Source organism: Actinoplanes sp. NPDC004185, assembly GCF_053603475.1.
Window position 1 is genome coordinate 162,867 of sequence record NZ_JBSGFR010000004.1, and the last position, 25,321, is coordinate 188,187.

The window sequence follows — 25,321 nt, forward strand, 5'->3', positions numbered from 1 at the left end:
GAAGAGAGTCACGTCAGCTGTCGAGGCCGCGAAGGATCAGCGGCAGCCGGGCCGGCGCACCGGGCACCACCAGCACCGGCACGCCCCAGTCCTGCCGGGTGAGGTGACACGCGGCGTGCTCCACCTCCGCATCGCACGTGGCGGCCTGGGCCACCACCTGCAGGATTCCCTTGGGCACAGCCGGGTTGAGCACCAGGCGGCGAGACAGCTCCGTCGACGTGCCCTCGCCCTCGAGCAGCAGCTCCGGCGGCGACGCGGAGACCACCAGGCGGGTCGACGGGCCGAACGACGTGTCCAGCTTCTGACCCGGGGCCGGGGTGAAGACCACGTCCAAGGTCACCTCGCCCGGCGCCAGCGACGACGGCGGGCGCTCGGTGCGGCGCCGCTCGCCGGCGACCGTACGGACCGCGCCCGGCGCGAGCCGCACCAGGCGGTGGGCGCCGGACTCGACCACGAACACCTCGCCGGACCGGGTGAGCAGGACGTCGCTCGGCTCGCTCAAGCCCAAATCCACGGTGGACACCTCGCCGGTGGCCGGATCGAACCGCCGGACAGCGCCGTTGTAGGTGTCGGCGATCAGCACCGAGCCGTCCGGCAGCCCGCACACCCCCAGCGGATGCTGCAGCAACGCCTCGGCGGCCGGCCCGTCCACGTGACCGAAGTCGAACAGGCCCTGCCCGACAGCGGTGTGCAGCTCACCGGCCTCGACCCAGCGCAGCGCCGACGTCTCGCTGTCCGCGATCCAGAGCCGGTCACCGGCCGCGGACAGGCCCGAGGGCTGCGCCATCCACACGTCGGGGAGCTTGCCGTCGCGCAGGGCTTCGACCGTGGTGCCCGCGTACACGCCGGAGCCGCCGGTGGCCGGGTCGAACCACCAGAGCTGGTGGATGCCGGCCATCGCGACGATCACCTGACCCTCGAACCAGGCCACGTCCCAGGGCGAGGAGAGCGCCACACCGTCGTCAGCCGCGGAACGCCACGGCCGGCCGGTGCCGGCGACGGTGATGACCTCGCCGGTCTCCAGCCGCAGGCCGCGCAGCAGGTGGTTGACCGTGTCGGCGACCACCACGTCGTAGTCGGCGGTGCCCGCAGGAAGCAGGCAGAGGCCCTGGGGCTCGGAGAAACTCGCCACCTCGGCCCGGCCGTCGGCGCGGCCACGCTCACCCGTGCCGAACCGGCGCACCAGCGACTCGCCGTCAGCGGTCAGCTCGACCAGCGAGTGGCGGGCCGAGTCCGAGACCAGCAGATTGCCGTTCGGCAGCTCGATGGCCTTGCCGGGGAACCGCAACAGGGTGTCGGGGGCGGCCGGCGGCACGTACGGGCCGTCGCCGCGGTGCAGCGTGCCCTTCGCCTCGTGAGTGGCGACGAGCTCGTCCACCAGCCGCGTCAGACCCTCGGCGTGACCCTCGCCGGCCATCGAGGCGACGACATAACCCTCGGGGTCGATCACCGAGAGGGTGGGCCAGGCCTTGGCGGCGTACTGCTGCCACATGTGCATGTCGGCGTCGTCCAGGACGGGGTGGTGCACGCCGTACCGCTCGACGGCCGCGGCCAGGGCGGCCGGGTCCCGCTCGTGCTCGAACTTCGGCGAGTGCACACCGATGATGACGAGGACGTCGCCGTACTTCTCCTCGAGGGGGCGCAGCTCGTCCAGGACGTGCAGGCAGTTGATGCAGCAGAACGTCCAGAAATCGAGGATCGCCACCTTGCCGCGCAGGTCGGCCAGGGTCAGCGAACGGCCACCGGTGTTCAGCCAGCCCCGGCCCCGCAGCTCGGGGGCCCGTACGCGCGCGTTCATGAACCCATCGTGCCCGACGCGCGGGCCACCCCAGGTCCGGGGTGGCCGCGCTTCGCGCACGTCACATCAGGGTCGTGGTTTCAGGCAGAGCACCTGACTGCGGCCGTTGTCGGTCGGGTTGACCACGTACGGCTGGTTCGGGTCCGGGCACTGCTCCTTGGTGTCGACGATCGCCGTCACCTCGAACGAGCCGGCATCGCTGCAGTTGGCGGTGACCGCCTCGTTGCCGTTGCGCTTGACACAGTCACCGGCGCTCACCGAGAAGCCGGCGTTGCCGCCGTCGTGCGAACCCCGGGCAATCAGCCAGGTCACACCCAGCGTCAGGCCGACGATCAGGCCGGCGCCGAGGATCACGCCGAGGATGACCGGCAGCATCCGGACGTGCTGCGTCTCCGGCTTGGCCACCTCGGTCGGCACGATCTCCGGCGCATCCGGCTTGAACGAGTCGAACCGGCCCTGGTCGGCGTCCTCCTCGGGCCGTCCGGGCCAGGACGCGGTCTGCTCCGGGCCGGGCGGCGTCACCGTGGCCCGGCTGGCCGGCCCCGGGAAGACACCACCCATCCGCGGCCGGTCCCCGAACGGCTGGGTGGCATCCGCCGCGGGTGCGGGCGGGAAGCCGTTCTCCAGCGGCGGGGCGGCGTGCATCGACGGCAGCGCGGGCGCCGGAACGTACGGCTGCTCCGAACTCTGCCCGCGGCCTGACACATCCGTGGTGTTCTCGCCGTACTGGTCGGGCGGCGTGGTGCGGGCGGCCGGGTTGCCGGGCACCGCGCCCGGCTGGTCCGGCTGACCGGGCCGCCCGCGACCGGCGATGTCCGTGGTGAACTCGGTGAACTGCGCCGCGGCGGCCCGCGGATCCGGCGCCGGGCCGGGAGCGGGCGAGGCCGGCGCGAACGGCTGACCGGGCGGGCTGACCCGGGCACTGGCCGAAGCCCGGCCCGAGGCGCGACCGGGCGGCTGGGCGCCGCCGGAGGTGGGTGCTGCGCCGAACGCACCGGAGGTCGGGGCCGCTTCGGGGGCGCCGGCATCCGCTGCGGGGCCGCCGTGCTCCGGGGGTGCGCCGAACGCGCCGGAGGACGGACGGGCAGCGAACGGGTCGTCCTGGCCGGGCCGGTCACCCTGGGCGCCCCCGGGCCAGCTTCCCTGGTTGCCGGGCTGGTCGTCTAGGCTGCCGAGCCGGTCTCCCTGGTTGCCGGGCTGGTCGTCCGGGCCGCCGGGCCAGCTTCCCTGGCTGCCGGGCCGGTCGCTCTGGCCGTCCCCGAACGGGGATGCGCCCGACGACGGCCGCGTGCCGAACGGGGCTGCGCCGGACGACGGCCGGGTGCCGAACGGAGCCTCGGGCGGGCGCCCGTAGGTGCCGTCGGTCGATGCCGGCGTGCCATACGTGCCGTCTGCGGTCGCCGGCTTGCCGTAGGGGTTGTCCGCGGGGGCCGGCTTGGCGTACGGGTTGTCGGCCGGCGGGGCGAACGGGCCGGCGGGCGGCGTGCCGTAGGTGCCGTCGGCCTGCGGCGCGAAGGGGCTCGCGGGTGGCTTGCCGTAGGTGCCGTCGGCCGGGCGGGCGTAAGGATTCTCCGGGGGCTGGCCGTAGGCGCCGGAGGTCGGCGCGGACTCGCGGGCGCCCGAGGTGGGTGCCGCGCCGAACGCGCCGCTGACCGGCTGATCCTCGTCCTGGTACGGCGACTGCGGCGCGGGCTCATCGACCGGGGCCGGACGACCGTAGACCCGAGGCTGCGGGCTCGCTGCGGCCGGCGGAGGCACCTCCTCGGCGTCCCCGGGCGGAGTCACCCGGCTCGCCACGGGCACGGAGGCACTGGCCGACACCGGACGTGCGGTGCCCTTGGCCGGGCCGGCCGCGGACGGCTCGCTGACCTCGGCGGGGTCCCGCGGCTGCGGCACGGCTGCGGCGCTGCGGGGCTCGGCTGTTACCGGCGAACCGATGCTGCCGAGCGAGGCGCCGGGAACACGCTGCGGATATCCACCGCTGCCGCCCTCGGGGCGCACGGCGTCGGGTGATCCGGCCGCCGTGAAGGACGCACCGGGGATGCGCTGGGCGTAGCCGTTGCCGGCAGGCCCGTCCGACGGCTGATCGGCGTCGAAGCGGCCGGCCTCGGGGCGGGCGAACGGCGACTGGTCGTCACCGTCACCCGGGCGGTCGGAAGCGCTGTGGATGGGTGCGGGGAAATCGCCGTCGGCGCCTTCGCGGCGGAACGAGCCGTCACGGAAGGGATTGCTGTCGGGGCGACTTCCGCCGGGGAAGCCCTCGCTGTCCACGTCGTCGTCTCCACCTGCGGGGAAGGCGCCACCACGGTTCGGCAGCGTGCCGTTGTCGGCGGCGTTACGTGCGGAGAATGCGCCGCTGCCGGCGGCGCCGCGAGCGGGGAAGGAACTGTCGGACTCGCCACGGGCCGGGAAGGCGCCGCTGTCGCCACGGGCCGGGAAGGCGCCGCTGTCGCCGCGGGAAGGGAAGGCGCCGCTGTCCGCGTCGCTCCGCGAACCGAAGGTGCTGTCGGCGTTGCGTGCGGAGTAGGCGCCGCTGCTGTCGGCGGGCAAGGCGATGTCGCCGGCCTCGTTGCGAGCCGCGAAGGAATCGCCGCGGGCGGAGAAGGCGCCGTCACTGCGGGCGGGGCTGTCGCCAGGGCGGGCGCCGGCGCCGCGGATCGGGAAGCTGCCGTTCCCGGAGCCCCCGCGGGTCGGGAAGCCGCCGCTCTCGCTGCCGCCGCGAGTGGGGAAGCCGCCGCTCTCGGCGCCGCCACGAGCAGGCAGGCCGCCGTTCTCGCTGCCGCCGCGGGCGGGGAAGCCGCCGTTCTCGTTTCCTCCGCGAGCAGCCAGGCCGCTGCTCTCGCTGCCGCCGCGGGTCGGGAAAGCGTCGCTGTCCTCCCCGGCGGGCGGCGCGTCCGGCAGGCCGGTCAGTGTCGCGCCCGGAACGCGGACCCGCTGGTCACCGAAGGCCGACAGGCCCGGAGGACGCTCGCGGGACTGCTGGTCGTCGTCGGCTCGGGCCGCGCCGAACGCCTCGCCGGCCGGGGAGCCACCGAACGGCTCCCGGGGGGCGGGCGCGAACGAGGGCCGTTCAGCCGGACCGGACGGTGACTGGTCGGCCGGGACCGATCTCGGCCGGTCGAAGGGCGAGCCGCCGGGGCGGCGGGACGGGTCCGGCGCCGACTCGGCCGGCTGGCGGGTCGGGGCGAAGCCGTTGAACTCGCCGACCGGGCCGTCCAGCGGCCCACCCGCGATGCCGGGCGAACGCTGCGGCAGCTCGCCGCCCCCGCGGTACGGGTGCGACTCGGCGGGGCGGGCGAACGGGTTGTCCTCAGCTGTGCCGGCCGGCTGGGCCGACGGCGGAGGAGCCCAGGCCGACTCCGGCGCGGCGATCGAGTCGGCATTTCCCTGGGCCGGTGCTGGCGGTCGCTGGGGCAAGGCGCCGGGCTCGGGTACGCGGGCCGAGCCGCTGGAGTTCGACGCGAACTGGGCCGCGCCCGGGCCGAAGGCCGGGCCCGGCGTCCGCGCCGGATCCGATCCTGGCCGGCCGGCGGCCGCCGAAGCGGACGGCGGCGGGAACCCGGCGGGCGGGAAGTCAGGTGCCGCGGGAGAGCCGGGCTCCCGCTGAGACAGCGGGAATCCGGCCGGGGACCCGGGTTGCTGCGGTCCACGCTGCGAGAGCGGGGGCGGGAAGGACGGTGACCCGGCCTGGGGCTCGCGCTGGGAGAGCGGCGGCGGGAAGGGCGGTGACCCGGCCTGGGGCTCACGCTGGGAGAGCGAGGGCGGGAAGGACGGTGACCCGGCCTGGGGCTCACGCTGGGAGAGCGGCGGCGGGAAGCCGGGCGATGACGGTCCGGACGCCGCGGAACCGGGCTGCTGCGAGCCGCGCTGCGCGAGCGGAGTGGCCGCGCCGGGCGATGAGGGCCCGGACGACGGGGACCCGGGCTGCTGCGGTCCGCGCTGGGAGAGCGGCGGGAAGCCGGCCGAGGAAGATTCGGGCGACTGCGGTGCAGGCTGCTGCGGGAGCGGAACGGCCGCACCGGGCGACGAAGGCCCGGCAGGGAACCCGGGCTGCTGGGGTGCGCGCTGCGTGAGCGGCGGCGGGAAGCCGGGCGGCTGCTGCGGGGCCGGCTGCTGGCCGGCCGGCGGCACCGCGGGCACCACGAACGGCGAGCCGCCGTTGGGGGTGGCGTGCGGTGGCGGGGCGTACGCGCTCGGGAAGGACTCCTGGGCGTGCGGGTACGACGGGGCCCGGTCGGCGGTCTTGTGACCGTCGGAGTCCGGCGGGAAGGCGTCCGGCGGGAAGCCGTCGGTGCCGAACGGGTCGGCTCCGCTGCCCGACGTGGCCCCCGGCTGGTGGCCGGCGTGCTGGCCCTCGGACGTCATACGCGCCTCCTCCATGACTGTCGGCCGTGCCAGCTTGCCACGGACGCGGCCGACCCTGCAGAGCTGGGCGTCGCCCGGTCACTGCCCCGCCCGGCCGGCCGAGCCGGGCAGGTGACCGTCGCCAACCGTACCGGGCGTCGCGGGCGGAAGAAATCCCGGTGTACGCCGTGGAGAGCGTGGCGGTGCGTTGTAAATCACGAAGGAGGGCGACCTTTGGTAGGCAATTGCCCTTTTTGGAACGACGGCGGCCCGCTCGGAGAACCGGGCGGGCCGTCGGGTGCCGTGTTGCTCAGCAGGTGCTCAGAACATGCGCTGCTGGCTGAGGATCGCGATCTCGTCCCGCATCGACTGCGTCGGCGCCGACTTCCACGCGCGGTCGATCGCGCGGGCGTTGAGCTTGGCGATGCGGCGGTTGCGGATGCGCTCGATGGTGCTCATGCGGTGCTCACTCCCTTGGGCCATCGCTGGCCTCGTTGCTGTGGTGCCGTGTTCCGGCGCTGGTTCCATTGAACCGCGCCGGAACACGTACCGCCAACGATTTGAGGGGTGATCCCGCTTACCTGCCTAAGGATCGAAGGCTGGGAAAACCGTTTGCCGACGAAAATCAGGCCCAGGAGAGCATTGCCGCCTCTGGATCCTCCAGGAAGCCGCCGATGTCGCGGAGGAACTTCGAGCCCAGCTCGCCGTCGATGATCCGGTGGTCGAACGAGAGCCCGAGGGTGGTGACCTGGCGAATCTTGATCTTTCCCTTGTGGACCCACGGCGTCGGCCGGATGGCCCCGAAGGCCAGGATGGCTGCCTCGCCCGGCGGCAGGATCGGCGTTCCCGTGTCGATGCCGAAAACACCCACGTTGGTGATCGAGAACGTTCCGCCGGACATGTCGGACGGCGGGGTCTTGCCCGACTTGGCCGTTTGCACGAGGGCAGTCAGGGTGTCCGCCAGCTCACGCAGGGTCAGTCGGCCCGCGTCCTTGATGTTCGGCACGATCAGGCCGCGCGGGGTCGCGGCCGCGATGCCCAGGTTGACGTAGTCCTTGACGACGATCTCGTTGGTCGCCGCGGACCAGGTCGAATTGACCATCGGGTGCCGCTTGACCGCCAGCAGCACGGCCTTGGCCACGAACAGCAGCGGGGAGATCCGCACGTCACGGAACTCCGGCCGGGCCTTGAGCCGCTCCAGCGACTTCATCGTCCGGGTCACGTCCACGGTCAGGAACTCGGTCACGTGCGGCGCGGTGAACGCCGACGCGACCATGTTCTCGGCCGTCAGCTTGCGGACGCCCTTGATCGGGATGCGCTGCTCCCGCGAGGCGTCGAACACCGCGGCCGACGCGGGCGCCGGTCGGGTGACGAGCGACTCAGTGACGTCCGTCTCTGCGAGCGCCGAGGCGGACGCCAGGGAGGGTGCCGACGAGAGCGCCGATGGGGCCGCTGCCGCCTGCTGGACGTCGTCGCGGGTGATCGAGCCGAGCGGGCCTGTGCCGGCGATCGTGGTCAGATCGACCCCGAGATCGCGGGCGAGCTTGCGCACCGGCGGCTTGGCCAGCACCGGCCCGGCGGTCCGGGCTGCCGCACCCGCGGCGGGCTGTGCCGGTGCCACGGGAGCGGGCTGGGCCGGTGCAGCCACTGCGGCCGCCGGGGGCTGGGAGGTAGTCGGGGTCGGCTGGGCCACGGGCGCCGGTGCCGGCGCCGGAGGTGGGGTCGGCGGTGCTGCGGTTGCCGACGCTGTGGGCGTACCGATGCGGGGTCGGCGTTTGGCAGTTGCGGTTTTCGGGCCGTAACCGACCAGCACGGCCGTGCGGCCGCCCGGAGCCGGGCCACCGATCATGCCGGGCTCGACCGAGCCCTCTTCGGGCGCGATCTCGACCGCCGCGAGTGACTCCGCGGAGGGCACCGGGCCGGCGCCCGGATCGGTGTCGATCGAGATGATCGGCGCACCGACCTCGACCGTGGTGCCGGCCTCGTGGAAGATCTGGGTGACGACCCCGCCCCACTTGGCCGGGATCTCGACGGCCGCCTTGGCCGTCTCCACCTCGACGATCGGCTGGTTGAGCTCGATCGTGTCGCCGACCTTGACCAGCCAGGCCAGGATCTCACCCTCGGTCAGGCCCTCGCCCAGGTCGGGCAGCGTGAACTCCTTGATCCGGGACATCGGCGTCACCAGCCGAACGAACGGTCGACGGCGTCCAGCACCCGGTCCAGGTCGGGCAGGTACTCCTCCTCGACGCGGGCGGCCGGGTAGGGCACGTCGAAGCCCGTCACCCGCAGCACCGGCGCCTCCAGGGAGTAGAAGCACTCCTCGGTGATCCGGGCGGCGATCTCGGCGCCGAGGCCGAGGTTGCCGGGGGCCTCGTGCACGACCACGGCCCGGCCGGTCCGCCGGACGGACTCGAAGACCGGGCCCAGATCCAGCGGGGAGAGCGTGCGCAGGTCGACGACCTCCAGATTGCGGCCGTCCTCGGCCGCGGCCTGCGCCGCGTCCAGGGCGGTCCGGACCATCGGCCCGTACGCGATCACAGTGGCGTCCGACCCGTCACGCACGATCCGTGACGCGTGCAGGGGGAAGTCGCCGGGCGCGTCGAGGTCGACCACACCCTTCTCCCAGTAGCGGCGCTTCGGCTCGAAGAACACGATCGGGTCGTCGGAGATGATCGACTGCTGGATCATCGCGTACGCGTCGGCCGGGTTGGAGCAGGTCACGACCTTGAGACCGGGGGTGTGGGCGAAGTACGCCTCGGGCGACTCGGAGTGGTGCTCGACCGCGCCGATGCCACCGCCGTACGGGATCCGGATGACGATCGGCACCCGCACCTTGCCCAGCGACCGGTAGTACATCTTGGCCACCTGGGCCACGATCTGGTTGTACGCCGGGAAGACGAACCCGTCGAACTGGATCTCGCACACCGGCCGGTAGCCGCGGATGGCCAGGCCGACCGCGGTGCCCACGATGCCGGCCTCGGCCAGCGGGGTGTCGATGACCCGGTCCTCGCCGAAGTCCTTCTGCAGGCCGTCGGTGATCCGGAAGACGCCGCCGAGCTTGCCGACGTCCTCGCCCATGATGACGACCTTGGGATCGTTCTCGAGCGCGCGGCGCAGGCCGTGGTTGAGGGCCTTGCCAAGGGTGATCGTCTCGCTCATCAGTGGGTGCTCCCCTCGAACGAGGCCTCGTAGGCGGCGAACTGCGCGCGCTGCTGGTCGAGCTCGGGCGAGCCGTTCGGGTAGACGTGGTCGAACATGGTGACCGGTTGCGGGTCGGGCATGGCCAGCACCCGCTCGCGCAGGTCCAGGGCCAGCTTGCGGGCCGACTCGTCGACCTCGGCGAAGTACGTGTCGTCGGCGAGCTGCTGCTTGGTCAGGAACGCCTTGAGCCGGCTGATCGGGTCCTTGGCCTTCCAGGACTCGACCTCGCTGGCGATGCGGTAGCGGGTCGGGTCGTCCGAGCTGGTGTGCGCACCCATCCGGTACGTGTACGCCTCGATGAGCGTCGGGCCCTGCCCGTTGCGGGCCTGGTCGAGCGCCGCCCGGGTCACCGCGAAGGTGGCCAGCACGTCGTTGCCGTCGATCCGGACACCGGGGAAGCCGAAGCCGGCCGCGCGCCGGTACAGCGGGATGCGGGTCTGCCGTTCGAGCGGCTCGGAGATGGCGTACTGGTTGTTCTGGCAGAAGAACACCATCGGGGCGTGGAACACGCCGGCCCAGACGAACGCCTCGTTGACCTCGCCCTGGCTGGTGGCGCCGTCGCCGAAGTACGCGATGACGGCCTCCCCGTCCGGGGTGCCGGTCTTGCCGTCCATGGTGACGCCCATGGCGTAGCCGGTGGCGTGCAGCGTCTGCGAGCCGATCACGATCGTGTAGCCGTTGAACTTGTACTTGTTCGCGTCCCAGCCGCCCTGGTCGACGCCCCGGAACAGGCCGAACGGCATGATCGGGTCGATGCCGCGGGTGTACAGCACGCCGTGCTCGCGGTAGGTCGGGAACGCCATGTCCTGCGGGCGCAGGGCCCGGCCGGAGCCGACCTGGGCGGCCTCCTGGCCCAGCAGGCTGGCCCAGATCCCCAGCTCACCCTGCCGCTGCAGGGCGGTCGCCTCGGCGTCCAGGCGGCGGACCGTCACCAGGTCCTGGTACAGCTCTCGGTACTCGCTGTCGGTGAAGTCGACCGAGTACGTGACGCCGTCCGCCGTGGTGACGCTGTCGATGCGCTCACCGTCGGGCGTGAGTAGCTGAACGAAGCCGCCTGCCGGGGCGTCTGCCCCGACTTCGCTTTCGCCGTTCGCCATCCGTGTCTCCCTGTTTCATCTCTGCGCCCACGGCGGGTGTTGCCCGTCCGCGCGGCTGACCGCTGGGGTTCGCCGCGCCTGGCCCGGGTGAGGTTGCCGCGCGGCTGGTCGGCGTGATCACAGACCCCGCCGGGGAGTGACGGCTCCCACCGCGTCCCGCTGCTTGGTCCAGCCGCGACGGCGGCGGTGCCGTCGCCCCCATCCTCGCAGAGAACGTGAGTGGCGCCACAGGTCAGGTCGATCACAGATCCGAAATCTTGCGGAGTCATTGGTGCCCGTGTTTGTCCGGTTAAGTGGTTTTCGTGCCATCACTTCTGTCGGAACGGACAACTTTCACCGCTGCCCGGACGGCCATGCGTCGTTCACCCCGATAGCCGAGACAGATCCAAGTTGATCTTTACGCAGGGGGTGCTGGCCGTGCCGGAGCAACCGGACGACGACGGGCTCGTGCCACCGATCAAGGTGATGCGCAAGCGGCTCAACGGCGTCTACAGCGCCGAGGGCTTCTCCGGGCCGACCCGGCGCTACGTGCTCATCGTGGCGATGCTGGTCGGGCTCGCGTCGCTGCCCACCCTGGCGGCGATCACCGCCGGCTCCCGCGAACTCGACGACGACCGGACCGGCGCGATGGACGTCCCGTTCATCCCGCCGGCGTCGACCGGACCGGTCCGGCCCGCGCCGACGGCATCGGCGGGCACCGGGTCGCCGAGCGGCTCGGGCCCGGTGCAGGGCCAGGCCCAGAGGCGCAAGACCAAGCCGCGGCCGGCCGCGCCGATCAAGACCAGCAAGGGGTACGGCCAGAGCACGCGCAGCGGGTCGACGGGGGTGGCGGCGCCGTCGCGTGGTGCGCATCCTTCTGGATCTTCCAGTCCTTCGGGTGATCGGGGGGAGTCCTGGCGGCCTGGTCCGTCGAGGGCCGGCTCGGGTTCTGGTTCCGGGTCCGGGTCGGGCTCGTCCGGTGGCGGGTCGTTGCCCGGGAAGCCGGCTCCGGTACGTCCGCCTGTGCGGCCGGCTCTGCCGTCTTTGCCGCCGGTTCCGGTCAAGCCGCAGCAGCCGGGGGACTCTCCCGGGAACGGGTACGACGACGGTGATTCCGGTGGTGAGACGCCGGATCCGCCGCAGAAGCCGGTTCGGCCGCCCTGGTGCTGGGACCGGACGGACTGCTCGTGGCGGCCTGCGCACCACCAGCGCCCGGACCGGCCGCACCACCACGATCACGCGGGTCAGCCGGACGACCCGGACCGGCCGCACGACCCGGACCGGTCGCACGACCCGGACCGGCCGCACGACCCGGACCGGTCGCACGACCCGGACCGGTCGCACGACCCGGGCGACTCAGATCAGGTCGGCGACCAGGACGACTCCGACCGAGGGCCTGATCACGACGATGCCGATCGGGTGGACGACCAGGACGACTCCGACCAAGGGCCTGGTCAGGACGACGCCGATCGGACGGACGACCAGGATGACTCCGGCCGGGGTTGTGACGAGGGTGACCGGCGCAGGTCCGCCGATCGCCGGATCACCGTCCACATCGAAGTACGGCGTGGGCGCGTTGAGGACCGGGCGGCTGCTCACCGTGACAAGGACGGCCGGGCCTCCGACCGCCACGAGCGCACCCGCCGCGCGAAGGACCACGACGAGCACTCGCCGGCCCGGCACGAACAGCTCATCCGTTCCATCAGCCGCCGGACGGCCGACGCCGCCGGATCCGACTCCCGCCGGAGGTCAGAAGTGACCGAACGCCCGCAGAACGTCCGGCCCGCCCGCAACGCGGACCGCACCCACAACAGTCACCGCTACCAGCCGTCAGCCGCCGACCGTGCCGAAGGCGGCACCCAGACGACCACCGCGACCCGCGCCTACCGCGGCTCCCACCGCTCCGAACGCATGCACCGCGTCGACGACCGCACGGGCGCGCACCACCGCACCTCCCGGATGGGCCGTCACCACCTGGAGCAGCAGCAGGAAAACCAGGACCACCAGCAGAACGGCTGGTGAAAGGCCCGCCCTCACCCGGCGACGTGGAGGTTCGCCGGGCGAGGCGGGTCGAACAGCGGCTACTGCGGGTCGATCCGCATCATGCGAGCCCGGCGAGCGATCAGCTGCGGCAGGTCGACGCGGACCGGCCACGGCGTACGGGTCTCGAAGACCTCGGTCGTGTAGTGAGTAGCGAAGGCATACTGTCCGGCCTGCTCGTCCAGGACCAGCTCGGCCAGGGAGATCGTCGGCTTGTCAGCGTCCGGGACGATGATCCAGTAGGCGGGCACACCGGCCCGGGCATAGAGCGCACGCTTGGTCTCGGTGTCCCGCAGCACCGACGTGGGTGAGACGACCTCGACCACGAGTTGCGCCCCTTCGATGGGGAACGGCGACTGCTGCAGGTAGTCAGCCGGCGCGACGATCACGTCCGGTCTCGGCTCGTTGTGATCGTCTATCGTGGCCGACTGGTCCGTGCCCACGACGAAACCTTCGGGAGCGGAGTCTTCGAGATTCTGGGCGATCCAGCGTGCAATCGCGTTGTGGTCGATCGTCGCGGACGGCGACACGATGAGGCCCCCGTCGATCAGCTCCCAGCGGCGCCCGTCGTCGGGCAGCGCGTGCAGATCCGCCGTCGTATAGCCATAGACGTCAGGCAGGGCGGTTCCGGACAACGCTGCTGTCATCGCTGCTCCCTGTTCGTCGGATGAGGCCATGGGGCTCAGGCTACGGCTGAGGCGTTCTCGGGAGACAAGCTATCGACGGGGTCCGACATTTTCGCGGGGGTCCCGGTCAGGAGTCGTCGGTGAGGCGGTGGCGGTTGGTTTCGATCCAGGCGTCGATGGCTTCCGCGTCGTTCGGGTCGACGCCTTCCGAGATCAGCTGGGCCACCGCCGCCGTTGCCGGGCTGCGCTTCTCGCCTGTGGCGTACAGGCGGGCGAACTCCGGGATCATTTCCTCGACGACCGTGTCGGTCTGCTCCGCCGCTGCCGCCGGGAGGCCGCGTTTGCGGGTGGCGTACGCCGACCAGGCCCGAGTCACCCGGGGGAGCATCGCCGCGTCGTCCATGTCCAGGACTGCGCGCCGGTGCACCCAGTCGAGCAGGAACAGGCCGGCCACCGCCGGGCTCCAGCGCAGCGGGTCCGGCTCCGGGAGGCTGGCCGCGTGGTCCAGCAGCAGGCTCAGGCAGAAGTGCAGGGAGGCTAGCTCGTCGTCGGCCGACACGTCGCCGAGGGCGAAACGGGCCGCCTCCGGTGAGGACAGGAAGTCGCGGAGCAGGCGCTCGCGATCCGGTGCGCTCAGCTCCGGCGGCTCCGCCAGGGGCGGGACGGTCGCGGCCGGCAGCAGGGCCAGGCGGGCCGTGGCCAGGGCGCGGTCGGTGGCCAGGTTGCCGTCCGCCGGCAGGTCGCTGAGCCCGTCGGTGATCTCCAGGTGCTTGCCGACCTCACCGCGCAGCCGGCCCGGGTCCTCCTCGCGGAACCAGGTCAGCTCGTCGCCCGCGCACATCTCGCGGACCTGGCCCAGGATGCGTTCGGCCGGGCCGCCGACGAAGACGTCCTTGGTGATGCCGATGTTGTGGTCGACCAGGGCGACGACCGCGTGCTCCGGGCCACCGAGCTCGGCGTCGTCGTAGGCGAAGGTGACCAGATAGGACGTCTGGTCGCCGTACACGTCGCCGTACGCGTAGCAGCCGGTCGGGCGCACCTTGCCGAGCTGTGCCGTCCACGCCGGGGCCTGAGCGCCGGGGCGCACGGCGGCCGCTCCCTCCGCGTCCGGCACGAGGGCCGCGAAGACCTCGCGGATCGTCGTCGCCGACGCGGTGCGCCGCCGGGTGGTGGCGCCGAGGAACTGGCCGACGAACTCCCGGACCGCCGCGGCGCGGTCGGTGACCGCCACGGCGTACACGCTGCCCAGGAGTGCGGTGCCCAGCATCTCGGCGTCCAGGGCGCAGTCGAGCTTCGCCACGTCGCGGGCCGCGTGCAGGACCGCGTCGTATGGAGTCTGGGGTGCCGCCATGCCGCCGAGCCTACCCGTCCGGGAGCTCGCTGGACCTATTCCGAACGGACGACCGTCAGGGCTTCACGTGCCTGTGCGTACCCGTTCAGCACCTCGCGGACCGGCGCGACGACGTATTCGCGGGCCACCTCGGTGACCGACCCCCGCAGGCGTTGCTCGGCGCGCCGGCCGGCGCGTCTGGCGCCCAGGTTGACGATCGGCCGGATCGCCACGGCCAGCAGGGCACCGAGCAGGAGGCCGCCGAGCAGCAGCAACGTCGGCAGCGGCACTTCGCCGACCTTCGGGTTGTCGAAAGCGGGCAGGCCGAGGACGCGGACGGCGTACCCGGCGATGAGCCAGCCGAGGCCGACCACCGCCGCGATGGTGAACAGCCATTGCAGCAGGCCGACCACGGTCCACCAGATCGGCTTGCGGCTCATCCCTAGGTCGGTTCTGGCCACCGCCCGGTCCAGCGCGTCGGGCAGGTCGCCGAGCCGGGACCGGGAAGCCGTGCTCAGCGCCGGTGCCCACACCGGCGGGATCGGCGCGGCGGCCCGGGCCGCGACGGCGCGGACGGACAGGCCGACCGCCGACTTCTGGGCCGCGTCCGCCTCCGGCAGGGACGTCCGGGACACCGGAGCCGCCTCGACCGCGGTGTCCGCGGCGTCCGGCTTGTCGGTGGACAGGTGCAGGCGCTTGAGCGGGTCCGGGCGCAGCTTGCGGGCGCCGCGCACCAGCGGCCAGCCGGTGCTGGCGATCGCCCGGTGGCGGTAAGCGCTCGCGGTGGCGGCGGCCACGGCGGGGACGCCGGCGGACGCGGCGAGGGCGTCGCTGAGTTGGCGTACGGTCGCCCGGTCCACCTCGTCCTCGGCAGCCGGCGGGCCGATCGTCGTGGCCAGCTGCTCGGCCACCACGTCCAGGTCACCGGCGAGCCGGCGCAGCGCGGCCTGCCTCTCGGCGACGGTCTTCTCCAGCGCCTCACGCAGCTCGGTCAGCATGCCGGGCTGCTTGGCCGAGGTCGCCAGCACAGGTACGCCGGTGAGCCCGTCCTCGTCGAGCAGCCGCTTGAGGTCGGTGACGACGATCTCGGTGTCCGACGGGGAGAGCCGGTCCGCCTGGTTCAGCACCACGATGGTGATGTCGCTGTGCTGCTTGAACTGGCGCAGGTAGGCGTTGTGCAGGACGCGGTCGCCGTACTTCTGCGGGTCGACCACCCAGACCACCTGGTCGACCAGGCCGAGCAGCCGGTCCACCTCGAGCCGGTGGCCGCGCTCGACGGAGTCGAAGTCGGGCAGGTCGAGCAGCACGAGCCCGCGCAGAGCGGCCTCGTCGTCGCCGTCGAGGGCGCTCTCCCGGATGAACCGCTGCCGGGGCAGCACGCCGACCCAGTCGAGCAGCCTGTTGGCCGGCTCGAGCGGGCCCCACACGCAGGCGTGGGCGACACCGGTCGTCGGGCGGCGGACGCCCACCGGCGAGAGCTTGAGCCGGGCCAGGGCGTTGAACAGGCTGGACTTGCCGCTGCCGGTGCTGCCGGCCAGCGCCACCACGGTGTGGTCCTGGGACAGGGCCAGCCGGCTGCCGGCCCGCTCGACCAGCGTGTGCGCGGCGACCAGGTCGTTGTCGGGCAGGTACGGGTCGGTGACGCGCAGGAACCGCTGCAGGGCGTCGAGCCGGGCGACGAGCTGCTCGGCGTCCACCCGGTCATCGCCGGTCAGCGCGTGCTTGACCCGCTCCACGAGGCTCATGACGGCGACCCGGTCAACGCGACTTCCTCCCTGGTCCGCTCCACATCGGCCGCGGCCTGCCGCAGCGTGACGCCCGGTTGCAACTCGAGACCCACCGCGGCGGTGCGATCCGTGAACCGGGCCGCTTCCGCGTCGAGCAGCACGTTAACCCGCTTGATGAGTTCCTTGCGGGCCCGGGTGGCCAAAGTCCGGATCGCCTGGTCCCCGAAGATCGCCTCCAGCACCTTCTGCGCCGCGACGGTGGTGCCCGCGCCGACGGCGAGCTCGGCGCCGGTCGGGATGAAGGCGGTCGAGGTGAACACCGCGATCATCACGGTCAGGCCGATGCCGTTGACCGCGTACGCCGCGCCGCGGGCCACGACCCGCTTGTCGCCGGCCTCGCTGCGGACCAGGTCGAGCACGAACTGCTGCCAGTCGCGGATCACCCGCTCCGCGCGTTGCGGCAGGTCGGGCGAGGGTTTCTGCAGGCCCGGCTCCAGCAGGGCGACTCCGGCCGGGTGCGCCTGCCACGCCGCGTACGCCTGCTCGGCCGCGTCCGAAGCGACCCCGCGCAGCAGCACGGCGAGCTGGGACTCCAGTGCCGCCTGCAGGTTGCGCCCGGGCGCCGGGCGGCCGGTGACCGCCGCGACGATCTTGTCGCGGAGCTGGCCGACCCGCGACTCCAGGGTGCGCAGCAGCTCGCCGGTGCCGACGAACTCCTGCCAGCGGGCCAGCACCTCGCCGCGCAGCAGCCGGCCGTCCTGCAGGCCGTCCTCCATGGTCCGGCGGGCCGTGCGGTAAGCCGTGGTGACCCGCTCGTCCAGGGCCTTGGCGGCGGTCGCCTGCTCGTCGGCGGCCTCGGCCAGCCCGGCCACCGCCGGGCCCAGCGCGGCCAGCGCGCCGTCGAGCGTCTGCTTGACCACGGCCGCCCGCGCGTTGGCGTCGGCCGCGAGCTGCGCGAACCAGTCGTGCAGCGGCCGGGTGACGTCCTCGGGCAGCAGGCCGCTGCCCTCCAGCGTGGACTCCGGCAGCACGAAGATCGGCGCGGCGCCCATGTCACGGGCGGTGAGCATCTCGGCCAGGTGCGCGGAGATCTCGCCGGCCGCCTCGGCCGGCACGCGGTCCAGGACCAGGGCGATCACGGTGCCGCGCAGCCGCGCGGTGGTCAGCAGCTCCCACGGTACGGCGTCAGCGTAGCGAGCCGCCGTCGTGACGAAGAGCCACAAGTCAGCGGCGGCCAGCAGCTGGGCGGCGAGCTGCCGGTTGCGGTCGACCACCGAGTCGATGTCCGGCGCGTCCAGGAAGGCCAGCCCGGGACCGAGCGCGGTCGCGGAGACCAGCTGCAGAGTCTGCGGATCCGTCGAGCTCTCCGCGGTACGCGTCAGCCCCGGCAGCAGATCGCCGTTGCGGAACCACGGCGAATCGGACGGATGGCTGACCAGCACTGGCGAACGGGTCGTCGGGCGCAGCACGCCGGCCTTGGTGACAGGTGCCCGGACCAGGCTGTTGACCAGGGTGGACTTGCCGGCGCCGGTGGAACCGCCGACGACGACCAGCAGCGGCGCGTCGAGCCGCGCGAGGCGCGGCAGCAGGTAGTCGTCGAGCTGGGCGACCAGCGCGGCGCCGATCCGCTTGGCCTCCTCGGCCGAGGGCATGACCAGGGGGTACGTCGTCCCGCCGATCACCGCGCGCAGCTTGGAGAGGGCGACGGCAAGATCCCCGACGGCGGGCGGCGGCTCGACGGGCGGCACCGGCGCGAGCACCGCGGCGAGGTCCTTGGGCCGGGAGCGCGAGATCGGCACGTCGTCCTTGACCGCGCCGCCGGCCCGAACCGGCTCGGTGACCGTGGCGAGCTTGTCCTTGCCCGCCTTGTCGGCCGGCGGGGCTTTGTCGGTGCCGGCCTCGTCGATCAGGGTCGGCTCGTCCTCGGCGGGCGGGTCGATCAGGGTGGGCTCTTCGGCGCCGGCCGGCCGGGTGGCGATGGTCGGCTCATCGTCGGCCGGGGGCGACGTCGGCAGCGCCTCGGTGTCGGCCGCGGGCTCCGCGACCAGGGTCGGCTCGTCGCCGGCGTCCGGCTCCACGGCCGTCGGCTCGTCGTCGGCGTCTGGCTTCACGGCGGCCGTCGGCTCGTCGCCGGCGCCGGATTTCGCGGCCAGGGTCGGTCCGTTGCTCAGGTCGGGTTCGTCGGCCTGGTTGCGTTCGTCTTTGGCGCCGGGCTTCGCGGCCGAGGCCGGCTCGTCGTCGGCGGGCTTTGCGCCGGGGAGCGGCTCGGTGGCCGCCGCCGGCTCGGGCTCGGTGGCCGCCGCGGGCTTCGTGTCAGCTGTGGACTGCGGCTCGGCCGACGGGCCGGATGCGGACGACTTCGGTCCGGGCGCGCCGGAATCCGCTTCCACCGCGTCAGCGGACTTCAACTCGTCCCCCGACGGGGGCGCGACGGCCTTCCCTGTCCTGGGCGCGGTCGCTGCGGGAGCGCTCTCCGGCGTACCGGGAGCTGCGGTGGCGGCTGGTGTGGTCGGCTCGTCGGGGAGCTGCTCCCCGGCCGGCTGCTTTGACTTCGTCGTCACGACGTTTCCCGTGGTCGCGGCCGTGGTGGGCGGCCATTCCGGCTTCGGTGGCGTGGTGGCGGCAGGCTCCGGCTGCGCGCCGCTGTCGGCCTCGTCGGCCTGGGCGGACGGACCTGCGGTTGTCGCGTCTGCGACCGTACCGGATGATTTGTCGGGTTTGCTAGCGCCCGCCGCTGCTGGCGCGCCATTGGTCTGGGCTTTTGTGGGGGGTGGGTCGGCTACGGCGGGAGTGGCCGACGGACCGACCGCGTCACCGTGCGTCGTCACGGGTAAAGCGTGCCTGATCTATGCATTCCCCACAACAGGTACCCCGTCGCCGTGACCGGACAGGTACCTGCTGACAGTGACTTGCGCCGCCTTGACTCAACTCTGGCTTGCGGATGTGGATCGCCGTGGCATCATTGAGTCCGGTCCACTCAACTTGAGCCCGAAGACTTGCAATCCAGACTGGCAAGAAGCGAGGAAGCAAACATGGCACGAGCGGTCGGCATCGACCTCGGCACCACGAACTCCTGCGTCAGCGTTCTCGAGGGCGGTGAGCCCACCGTCGTCGCGAACGCGGAAGGCTCCCGGACGACGCCGTCCATCGTCGCCTTCGCGCGCAACGGCGAGGTGCTCGTCGGCGAGGTCGCCAAGCGTCAGGCGGTGACCAACCCCGACCGGACGATCCGTTCGGTCAAGCGGGAGGTCGGCACCAACTGGTCCGTCGACATCGACGGCAAGAAGTACACCCCGCAGGAGATCTCGGCGCGGGTGCTCATGAAGCTCAAGCGCGACTCCGAGGCGTACCTCGGCGAGTCGGTCACGGACGCGGTCATCACCGTCCCGGCCTACTTCAACGACGCGCAGCGCCAGGCCACCAAGGAGGCCGGCGAGATCGCCGGCTTCAACGTCCTGCGCATCGTCAACGAGCCCACCGCGGCCGCGCTGGCGTACGGCCTGGACAAGGGTTCCAAGGAGCAGACCGTCCTGGTCTTCGACCTCGGCGGCGGCACCTTCGACGTCTCCCTGCTCGAGCTGGGCGAGGGCGTCATCGAGGTCAAGTCGACCTCCGGTGACAACCACCTCGGCGGCGACGACTGGGACCAGCGCGTCATCGACCACCTGGTCAAGACCTTCCGTGGCGAGCACGGCATCGACCTGTCGACCGACAAGATGGCCCTGCAGCGTCTGCGTGAGGCCGCCGAGAAGGCGAAGATCGAGCTCTCGGCCGCCTCGACCACCAGCATCAACCTGCCGTACATCACCGCCGGCCCGGCCGGCCCGCTGCACCTGGACACGACCCTGAGCCGGTCGGAGTTCCAGCGCATGACCCAGGACCTGCTGGACCGCTGCAAGGGCCCGTTCGAGCAGGCCATCAAGGACGCCGGCATCAAGATCCAGGACGTCGACCACGTCATCCTGGTCGGCGGCTCCACCCGCATGCCCGCGGTGTCCGACCTGGTCAAGTCGATGACCGGCCGTGACCCCAACAAGGGCGTCAACCCGGACGAGGTCGTCGCCGTCGGCGCCGCCCTGCAGGCCGGTGTGCTCAAGGGTGAGGTCAAGGACGTCCTGCTGCTCGACGTGACCCCGCTGTCGCTGGGCATCGAGACCAAGGGCGGCATCTTCACCAAGCTCATCGAGCGCAACACCACCATCCCGACCAAGCGCTCCGAGGTCTTCACCACGGCCGACGACAACCAGCCGTCCGTGCTGATCCAGGTCTTCCAGGGCGAGCGCGAGATCGCGGCGTACAACAAGAAGCTCGGCACCTTCGAGCTGACCGGCCTGCCGCCGGCGCCCCGCAACGTGCCGCAGATCGAGGTCACCTTCGACATCGACGCGAACGGCATCGTGCACGTGGCCGCCAAGGACATGGGCACCGGCAAGGAGCAGAAGATGACGATCACCGGCGGCTCCGCGCTGCCGAAGGACGACATCGAGCGCATGATGCGCGACGCCCAGGACCACGCCGACGAGGACAAGCAGCGCAAGGAGGACGCGGAGACGCGCAACCTGGCCGAGCAGCTGCAGTGGCAGACCGAGAAGTTCCTGGCCGAGAGCGGCGACAAGCTGCCCGAGGACTCGCGCAACCAGATCAGCGAGGCGCTGGGTGACCTGCGCGGCGCGCTGGGCGGCAGCGACATCGAGAAGATCAAGACCGCGCACGAGAAGCTGGCCTCGGTCTCCCAGCAGGCGGGTTCGCTGCTGTACGCGCAGCAGAACCAGGACGGCACGCAGGGCGCTCCCGGCCCCGACGGCACGCAGGATGCCCCGGGCGGCGCGGGTGCCGGTGCGGCGGGCGCGAGTGCGGGCCCGAACGCCGGCGCTGACGACGTCGTGGACGCCGAGATCGTCGAGGACGACAAGAAGTGAGCCGGTCCGACGACGAGAACGACGGTGAGGCAACCGAGCGCGTCGTCATCCGGGACCGGCGCAAGATCGACGTGAAAGGTAAGGACACCAAGGTGGCCAAGCAGGCCGAGGAGGAGTCCACGGGAGGCGCGCACCGCGCTGCCGAGGAGCCGGAGGAGGGCGTGGTAGTCGACACGCCCGCCCTCGGCGCCGAGCTGGAGGCGTTGCGCACCGAGCTCGAGGAGCGCACCCGGGACCTGCAGCGAGTGACGGCTGAGTACGCCAACTACCGCAAGCGCGTCGACCGTGACCGCAGCGTGGCGGCCGAGCAGACCACCGGCTCGGTGCTCACCGCGCTGCTGCCGGTGCTGGACGACATCGACCGGGCCCGCGAGCACGGTGACCTGAACGGTCCGTTCGCCACCGTGGCCGAGGCGCTCGGCACGTCGGTCGGCAAGCTCGGGCTCGTGGCCTTCGGCGAGAAGGGCGACCCCTTCGACCCGACCCGGCACGAGGCCGTCGCGCACCTGACGTCGGCCGACGTCACGGAGCCGACCTGCGTCGAGGTGATGCGCCGCGGTTACACCCTGGGCGAGCGGCTGCTGCGGCCCGCCCTGGTCGCGGTCGCCGACCCCGAGTGACGAGCACCTGTCCCGCCCACCGCACGGTGGGCGGGACTTCGGCCCGTATGACGACGATCCGGTGGAGGAGGTGGGCTCGATGAGTTCGAAGGACTGGCTGGAGAAGGACTTCTACGCCGTTCTCGGGGTGGGCAAGTCCGCCTCCGCCGACGAGATCAAGAAGGCGTACCGCAAGCTGGCCCGGGAGAACCACCCGGACCACAACCCCGGCAACAAGGACGCCGAGGACCGGTTCAAGGCCGCGTCCGAGGCGTACGACGTGCTCTCGGACGACAAGAAGCGCCGCGAGTACGACGAGATGCGCTCCCTGTTCGGCTCGGGCGCATTCCGTCGCGGGGCCCGGCCGGGCGGTTCCCAGTTCGACCCGTCCGACCTGTTCGGTGGCGGGTTCAGCGGGGCCGGTCAGGGCGGTGGGTCCGGTGACCGCCGGTTCGGCGGCGCGGGCTTCTCCGACATCTTCAGCTCCATCTTCTCCGGCGGTGGCGCCGGCGGGGCGGGAGCGGGCGCACGCCGGGGACCCCAGCGTGGCCGGGACGTCGAGGCCGAGGTCACGCTCGACTTCGCGCACGCGGTCAAGGGCACGACCCTGCCGCTGACGTTGCGGTCGCCGGGTGTCTGCGACACCTGCCACGGCAACGGCGCCAAGCCCGGCACCGTGCCGCGCACCTGTCCGCAGTGTCACGGCTCCGGGCTGATCTCCCGCAACCAGGGGTCGTTCAGCTTCTCCGAGCCGTGCCGTGAGTGCCAGGGTGCGGGCAGCATCGTCGACGAGAAGTGCCCCGAGTGCCGGGGCACCGGCGGCGTCACCAAGAACCGCACCATCAACGTCCGTTTCCCCGCCGGGGTGGCCGACGGCCAGCGCATCCGGCTCTCCGGCCGTGGCGAGCCGGGCGACAAGGGCGGCCCGGCCGGCGACCTGTACGTGCAGGTCAAGGTCAGGCCGGACGAGATCTTCGGGCGCACCGGCGACGACATCACGCTGACCGTGCCGATCACGTTCGCGGAGGCGGTGCTCGGCACCGATCTGCGCGTCCCCACGCTGGACACCCCGGTGACACTGCGGGTGCCGCCCGGCACGCCGAGCGGTCGCACGCTGCGGGCGCGCGGCAAGGGTGTGCAGCGCCGCGACGGCCAGGCCGGCGATCTGCTGGTCACCGTCGAGGTGCAGGTCCCGTCCCCGGCCGCGGTGCCCACCGAGGCCCGGGACGCGCTGGAGCAGTTCGCCAAGCTCACGCCCAACGCCGAGCGGGAGCGCATCGAGGCCCGGCTGCGCCGCGGCTAGGTCAGGACCCTTGTCAGGAGGTGGCACATGTATGAAGAGATCAGCGTCTCGTGGGAGCAGGCCTCCGACGCGAAGGTCCTGATCATCTCCGTCGCGGCGCGGCTGGCCGGGATGCACCCGCAGACGCTGCGTCAGTACGACCGGCTCGGCCTGGTGCAGCCCGGCCGGGCCGGTGGCGGGGGTCGCCGCTACAGCGAGCGTGACGTCGCGCTGCTGCGTGAGGTGCAGAAGCTGAGCCAGGAAGAGGGCGTCAACCTGGCCGGCATCAAGCGGATCATCGGGCTCGAGCAGCTCGTGGGTGAGTTGCAGGAACGGGTCGTCGAGCTGGAACAGCAGCTCGGCGAGGCGTACCAGCGGATCGCGCAGCTGGAGTCGGTCGGGCCGTACCCGGGGCGCGACCTGGTGCGGCAGGAACGGCCGTCGACCGCCCTGGTGGTGTGGCGCCCGCGTCGCTCCGGCGAGCGATAACAGTCCTAGCGGCGGCCGAAGGCGGCGAGACGTCGGGGGTGGCGCACCAGGCCACCCTCGATCCAGTCCTCGTACTCGAACAGCTCGGGGCGGGTCATCAGCACCCGGCAGTTGTGGGCCCACATCGCCATCGGCTCGTCGCCGACCTCTTCCGCGCGCTCCACGTATTTCTTCAGGCGGCGCTTGCGCTGCGACGTCGCGTTGGGCCGGACACCGTCGGCCGCGTAGATGTACATGCAGTGGAGCGCGAAGCGCCGGGCCGGGCACTGCCGGTCCATCGCCAGCTCGAACAGGGTCGGCGCGAGTACGTCACCGGCGATGAGCAAATCCCAGTCGGACGGCATGGCGTCCAGCGGCACGGCCTCGGGGTGGTAGGCCCAGGCCTGCAGTTCTTCCGGCCGCGGATCGACCGGGTTCACGAACCCGAAGAACGCCGACTCACGCACGGTCACGACGCCGCCTCGTTTAGCTCACTCATGCCGCCGTCCTCCCCGGCAGAGGGCCGTGCTGACCCGCTGGGAAGGCATTCCCCTGCATCCGGCGAGTCGCTGGTCACCCGATAACACGTTGTTGTCGCGGCGACACGTTAGCGCGAGGTGAGTGTTCTGCGGAAGTCGTCAGAGATCACTTTCGGATACTGGTCAGTAGCTTAGTGCTCGCTGAGCGCGGAAAAGGTCATTCAGCAGCGGGAACGACTTCCACCGGCCGACGCACAGCCATCCTTTTCCGGATCAGTGCCTTGAACCAGGCGTAGTCCGACAGGCGGGCCAGCATCGGCCCGGTCACCACAGTGATGAGCACATACGCGGTCGCCAGCGGCGCCAGCTCGGGTTCGACGCCGGACGCCACGGCCAGCCCGGCGATGACGATCGAGAACTCACCGCGCGGCATCAGGGCCAGCCCGGCGCGTACCTGACCGGGCAGGGCGATGCCGGCCCAGCGGGCGGCGATCACGCCGGTCAGCACCTTGGTCAGCATGGTCAGTACGGCCAGGCCGAGCGCGGGCAGCAGCACCGGCGGCATCGCGGCCGGATCGGTGGAGAGCCCGAAGAACACGAAGAAGACCGCCGCGAACAGGTCGCGCAACGGCGACAAGATCTGCGTCGCGTGGTGAGCGACCGGACCCGAGAGCGCGATTCCCACCAGGAAGGCGCCCACAGCAGCGGACACCTTCAGCTCGGCGGCCACCCCGGCGACGAACAGCGTCAGCCCGAGCACGCTGAGCAGCAGCGCCTCGGCGTCCTTGACCGAGATGAAGCTGGAGATCGCATGGCCGTACCGGATCGCGACGACCAGCACCGCGACCACCGTGAGCACCGCGACGGCCAGCGCCTTGAGCCCGCCGACCAGCCCCACCCCGGCCAGCACGGCGGTGACCAGCGGCAGGTAGAAGGCCATCGCGAGGTCCTCGATGACCAGCACCGACAGGATCACCGGGGTCTCGCGGTTACCGATGCGGCCGAGGTCGCCGAGGACCTTGGCGATCACCCCGGACGACGACACCCAGGTGATCCCGGCCAGCACCAGGGCGGCCTCCCAGCCCCAGCCGAGCAGGAACGCGAAACCGGCCCCGGGCAGGGCGTTGAGCACTGCGTCGACCAGGCCGGCGGGCGCGGCCGAGCGCAGGTTGCCGACGAGCTCGCTCGCCGAATACTCCAGGCCCAGCATGACCAGCAGCAGGATGACGCCGATCTCGGCGCCGACCTCGATGAACTCCTGACTGGCCGACAGCGGCAGGAAACCGCCGTGCCCGAAGGCCAGCCCGGCGAGCAGGTAGAGCGGGATGGGTGAGAGTCCGAAGCGGCGGCCGATGCGGCCGAGCATGCCGAGCGCGAAGAGAAGCGCGCCGACCTCGATCAGGAGGATCGTCGTGCTGTGCACCGGCAGTGC

Annotated in this window: 17 protein-coding genes; 5 read left to right on the forward strand and 12 right to left on the reverse strand. The window is 72.3% G+C overall.

Annotated features, from left to right (window positions below):
- Nucleotides 1-13: 13 nt before the first annotated feature.
- The 6 genes from ACWEOZ_RS06020 to pdhA form a co-directional block, all read right to left on the reverse strand.
- Nucleotides 14-1,798, reverse strand: a complete 1,785-nt coding sequence (locus ACWEOZ_RS06020; RefSeq protein ID WP_451909634.1) for an NHL domain-containing thioredoxin family protein — start codon at nt 1,796-1,798, stop codon at nt 14-16.
- 66 nt (nt 1,799-1,864) lie between these two features.
- Nucleotides 1,865-6,163, reverse strand: a complete 4,299-nt coding sequence (locus tag ACWEOZ_RS06025) for an LppU/SCO3897 family protein (RefSeq protein ID WP_451909635.1) — start codon at nt 6,161-6,163, stop codon at nt 1,865-1,867.
- 300 nt (nt 6,164-6,463) lie between these two features.
- Nucleotides 6,464-6,601 carry a hypothetical protein gene (locus tag ACWEOZ_RS06030; RefSeq protein ID WP_451909636.1) on the reverse strand — a complete coding sequence of 46 codons (138 nt, stop codon included), beginning with the start codon at nt 6,599-6,601 and terminating at the stop codon, nt 6,464-6,466.
- 166 nt (nt 6,602-6,767) lie between these two features.
- On the reverse strand, nt 6,768-8,315 hold the full coding sequence (locus ACWEOZ_RS06035; protein WP_451909637.1) for a dihydrolipoamide acetyltransferase family protein: 1,548 nt from the start codon (nt 8,313-8,315) through the stop codon (nt 6,768-6,770).
- 5 nt (nt 8,316-8,320) lie between these two features.
- A complete protein-coding gene (locus tag ACWEOZ_RS06040) occupies nt 8,321-9,304 on the reverse strand; it encodes an alpha-ketoacid dehydrogenase subunit beta (RefSeq protein WP_451909724.1) in 984 nt (327 codons plus the stop codon).
- A complete protein-coding gene (gene pdhA, locus ACWEOZ_RS06045) occupies nt 9,301-10,440 on the reverse strand; it encodes a pyruvate dehydrogenase (acetyl-transferring) E1 component subunit alpha (RefSeq protein ID WP_451909638.1) in 1,140 nt (379 codons plus the stop codon). The genes ACWEOZ_RS06040 and pdhA overlap by 4 nt, the downstream gene beginning before the upstream one ends.
- Before the next feature lie 417 nt (nt 10,441-10,857).
- On the opposite strand from pdhA, the gene ACWEOZ_RS06050 reads away from it, so the two are divergent.
- A complete protein-coding gene (locus ACWEOZ_RS06050) occupies nt 10,858-12,441 on the forward strand; it encodes a hypothetical protein (RefSeq protein ID WP_451909639.1) in 1,584 nt (527 codons plus the stop codon).
- Nucleotides 12,442-12,500: 59 nt separating this feature from the next.
- Here the strand turns inward: ACWEOZ_RS06050 and ACWEOZ_RS06055 are convergent, their stop codons facing one another.
- The 4 genes from ACWEOZ_RS06055 to ACWEOZ_RS06070 all read right to left on the reverse strand — a co-directional run bounded on the left by ACWEOZ_RS06055 (nt 12,501) and on the right by ACWEOZ_RS06070 (nt 17,902).
- Entirely contained in the window at nt 12,501-13,106 is a 606-nt protein-coding gene (locus tag ACWEOZ_RS06055; RefSeq protein ID WP_451909640.1) for a Uma2 family endonuclease, read from the reverse strand.
- A 106-nt stretch (nt 13,107-13,212) separates the two neighbouring features.
- A complete protein-coding gene (locus ACWEOZ_RS06060) occupies nt 13,213-14,436 on the reverse strand; it encodes a hypothetical protein (protein ID WP_451909641.1) in 1,224 nt (407 codons plus the stop codon).
- A gap of 35 nt (nt 14,437-14,471) precedes the next feature.
- Nucleotides 14,472-16,160 carry a GTPase family protein gene (locus ACWEOZ_RS06065; RefSeq protein ID WP_451909642.1) on the reverse strand — a complete coding sequence of 563 codons (1,689 nt, stop codon included), beginning with the start codon at nt 16,158-16,160 and terminating at the stop codon, nt 14,472-14,474.
- Nucleotides 16,157-17,902, reverse strand: coding sequence for an ABC transporter (locus tag ACWEOZ_RS06070; RefSeq protein ID WP_451909725.1), 1,746 nt, complete (start codon nt 17,900-17,902; stop codon nt 16,157-16,159). The genes ACWEOZ_RS06065 and ACWEOZ_RS06070 overlap by 4 nt, the downstream gene beginning before the upstream one ends.
- 1,272 nt (nt 17,903-19,174) lie before the next feature.
- On the opposite strand from ACWEOZ_RS06070, the gene dnaK reads away from it, so the two are divergent.
- The 4 genes from dnaK to ACWEOZ_RS06090 all read left to right on the forward strand — a co-directional run bounded on the left by dnaK (nt 19,175) and on the right by ACWEOZ_RS06090 (nt 23,431).
- Nucleotides 19,175-21,061, forward strand: a complete 1,887-nt coding sequence (gene dnaK / locus ACWEOZ_RS06075) for a molecular chaperone DnaK (protein WP_360546858.1) — start codon at nt 19,175-19,177, stop codon at nt 21,059-21,061.
- Entirely contained in the window at nt 21,058-21,681 is a 624-nt protein-coding gene (grpE, locus tag ACWEOZ_RS06080; RefSeq protein WP_451909643.1) for a nucleotide exchange factor GrpE, read from the forward strand. The genes dnaK and grpE overlap by 4 nt, the downstream gene beginning before the upstream one ends.
- A 79-nt stretch (nt 21,682-21,760) precedes the next feature.
- Complete coding sequence (dnaJ, locus tag ACWEOZ_RS06085) at nt 21,761-22,963, forward strand: molecular chaperone DnaJ (RefSeq protein WP_451909644.1); 1,203 nt, start codon at nt 21,761-21,763, stop codon at nt 22,961-22,963.
- 27 nt (nt 22,964-22,990) lie between these two features.
- Entirely contained in the window at nt 22,991-23,431 is a 441-nt protein-coding gene (locus ACWEOZ_RS06090; RefSeq protein WP_451909645.1) for a heat shock protein transcriptional repressor HspR, read from the forward strand.
- Between the two features lie 5 nt (nt 23,432-23,436).
- Here the strand turns inward: ACWEOZ_RS06090 and ACWEOZ_RS06095 are convergent, their stop codons facing one another.
- Together ACWEOZ_RS06095 and ACWEOZ_RS06100 are read right to left on the reverse strand one after the other, a co-directional pair.
- Nucleotides 23,437-23,883, reverse strand: coding sequence for a hypothetical protein (locus ACWEOZ_RS06095; protein WP_360546866.1), 447 nt, complete (start codon nt 23,881-23,883; stop codon nt 23,437-23,439).
- 223 nt (nt 23,884-24,106) lie between these two features.
- Nucleotides 24,107-25,312: a cation:proton antiporter gene (locus ACWEOZ_RS06100; protein ID WP_451909646.1), complete on the reverse strand. Its 1,206-nt coding sequence runs from the start codon at nt 25,310-25,312 to the stop codon at nt 24,107-24,109.
- Nucleotides 25,313-25,321 lie beyond the last annotated feature (9 nt).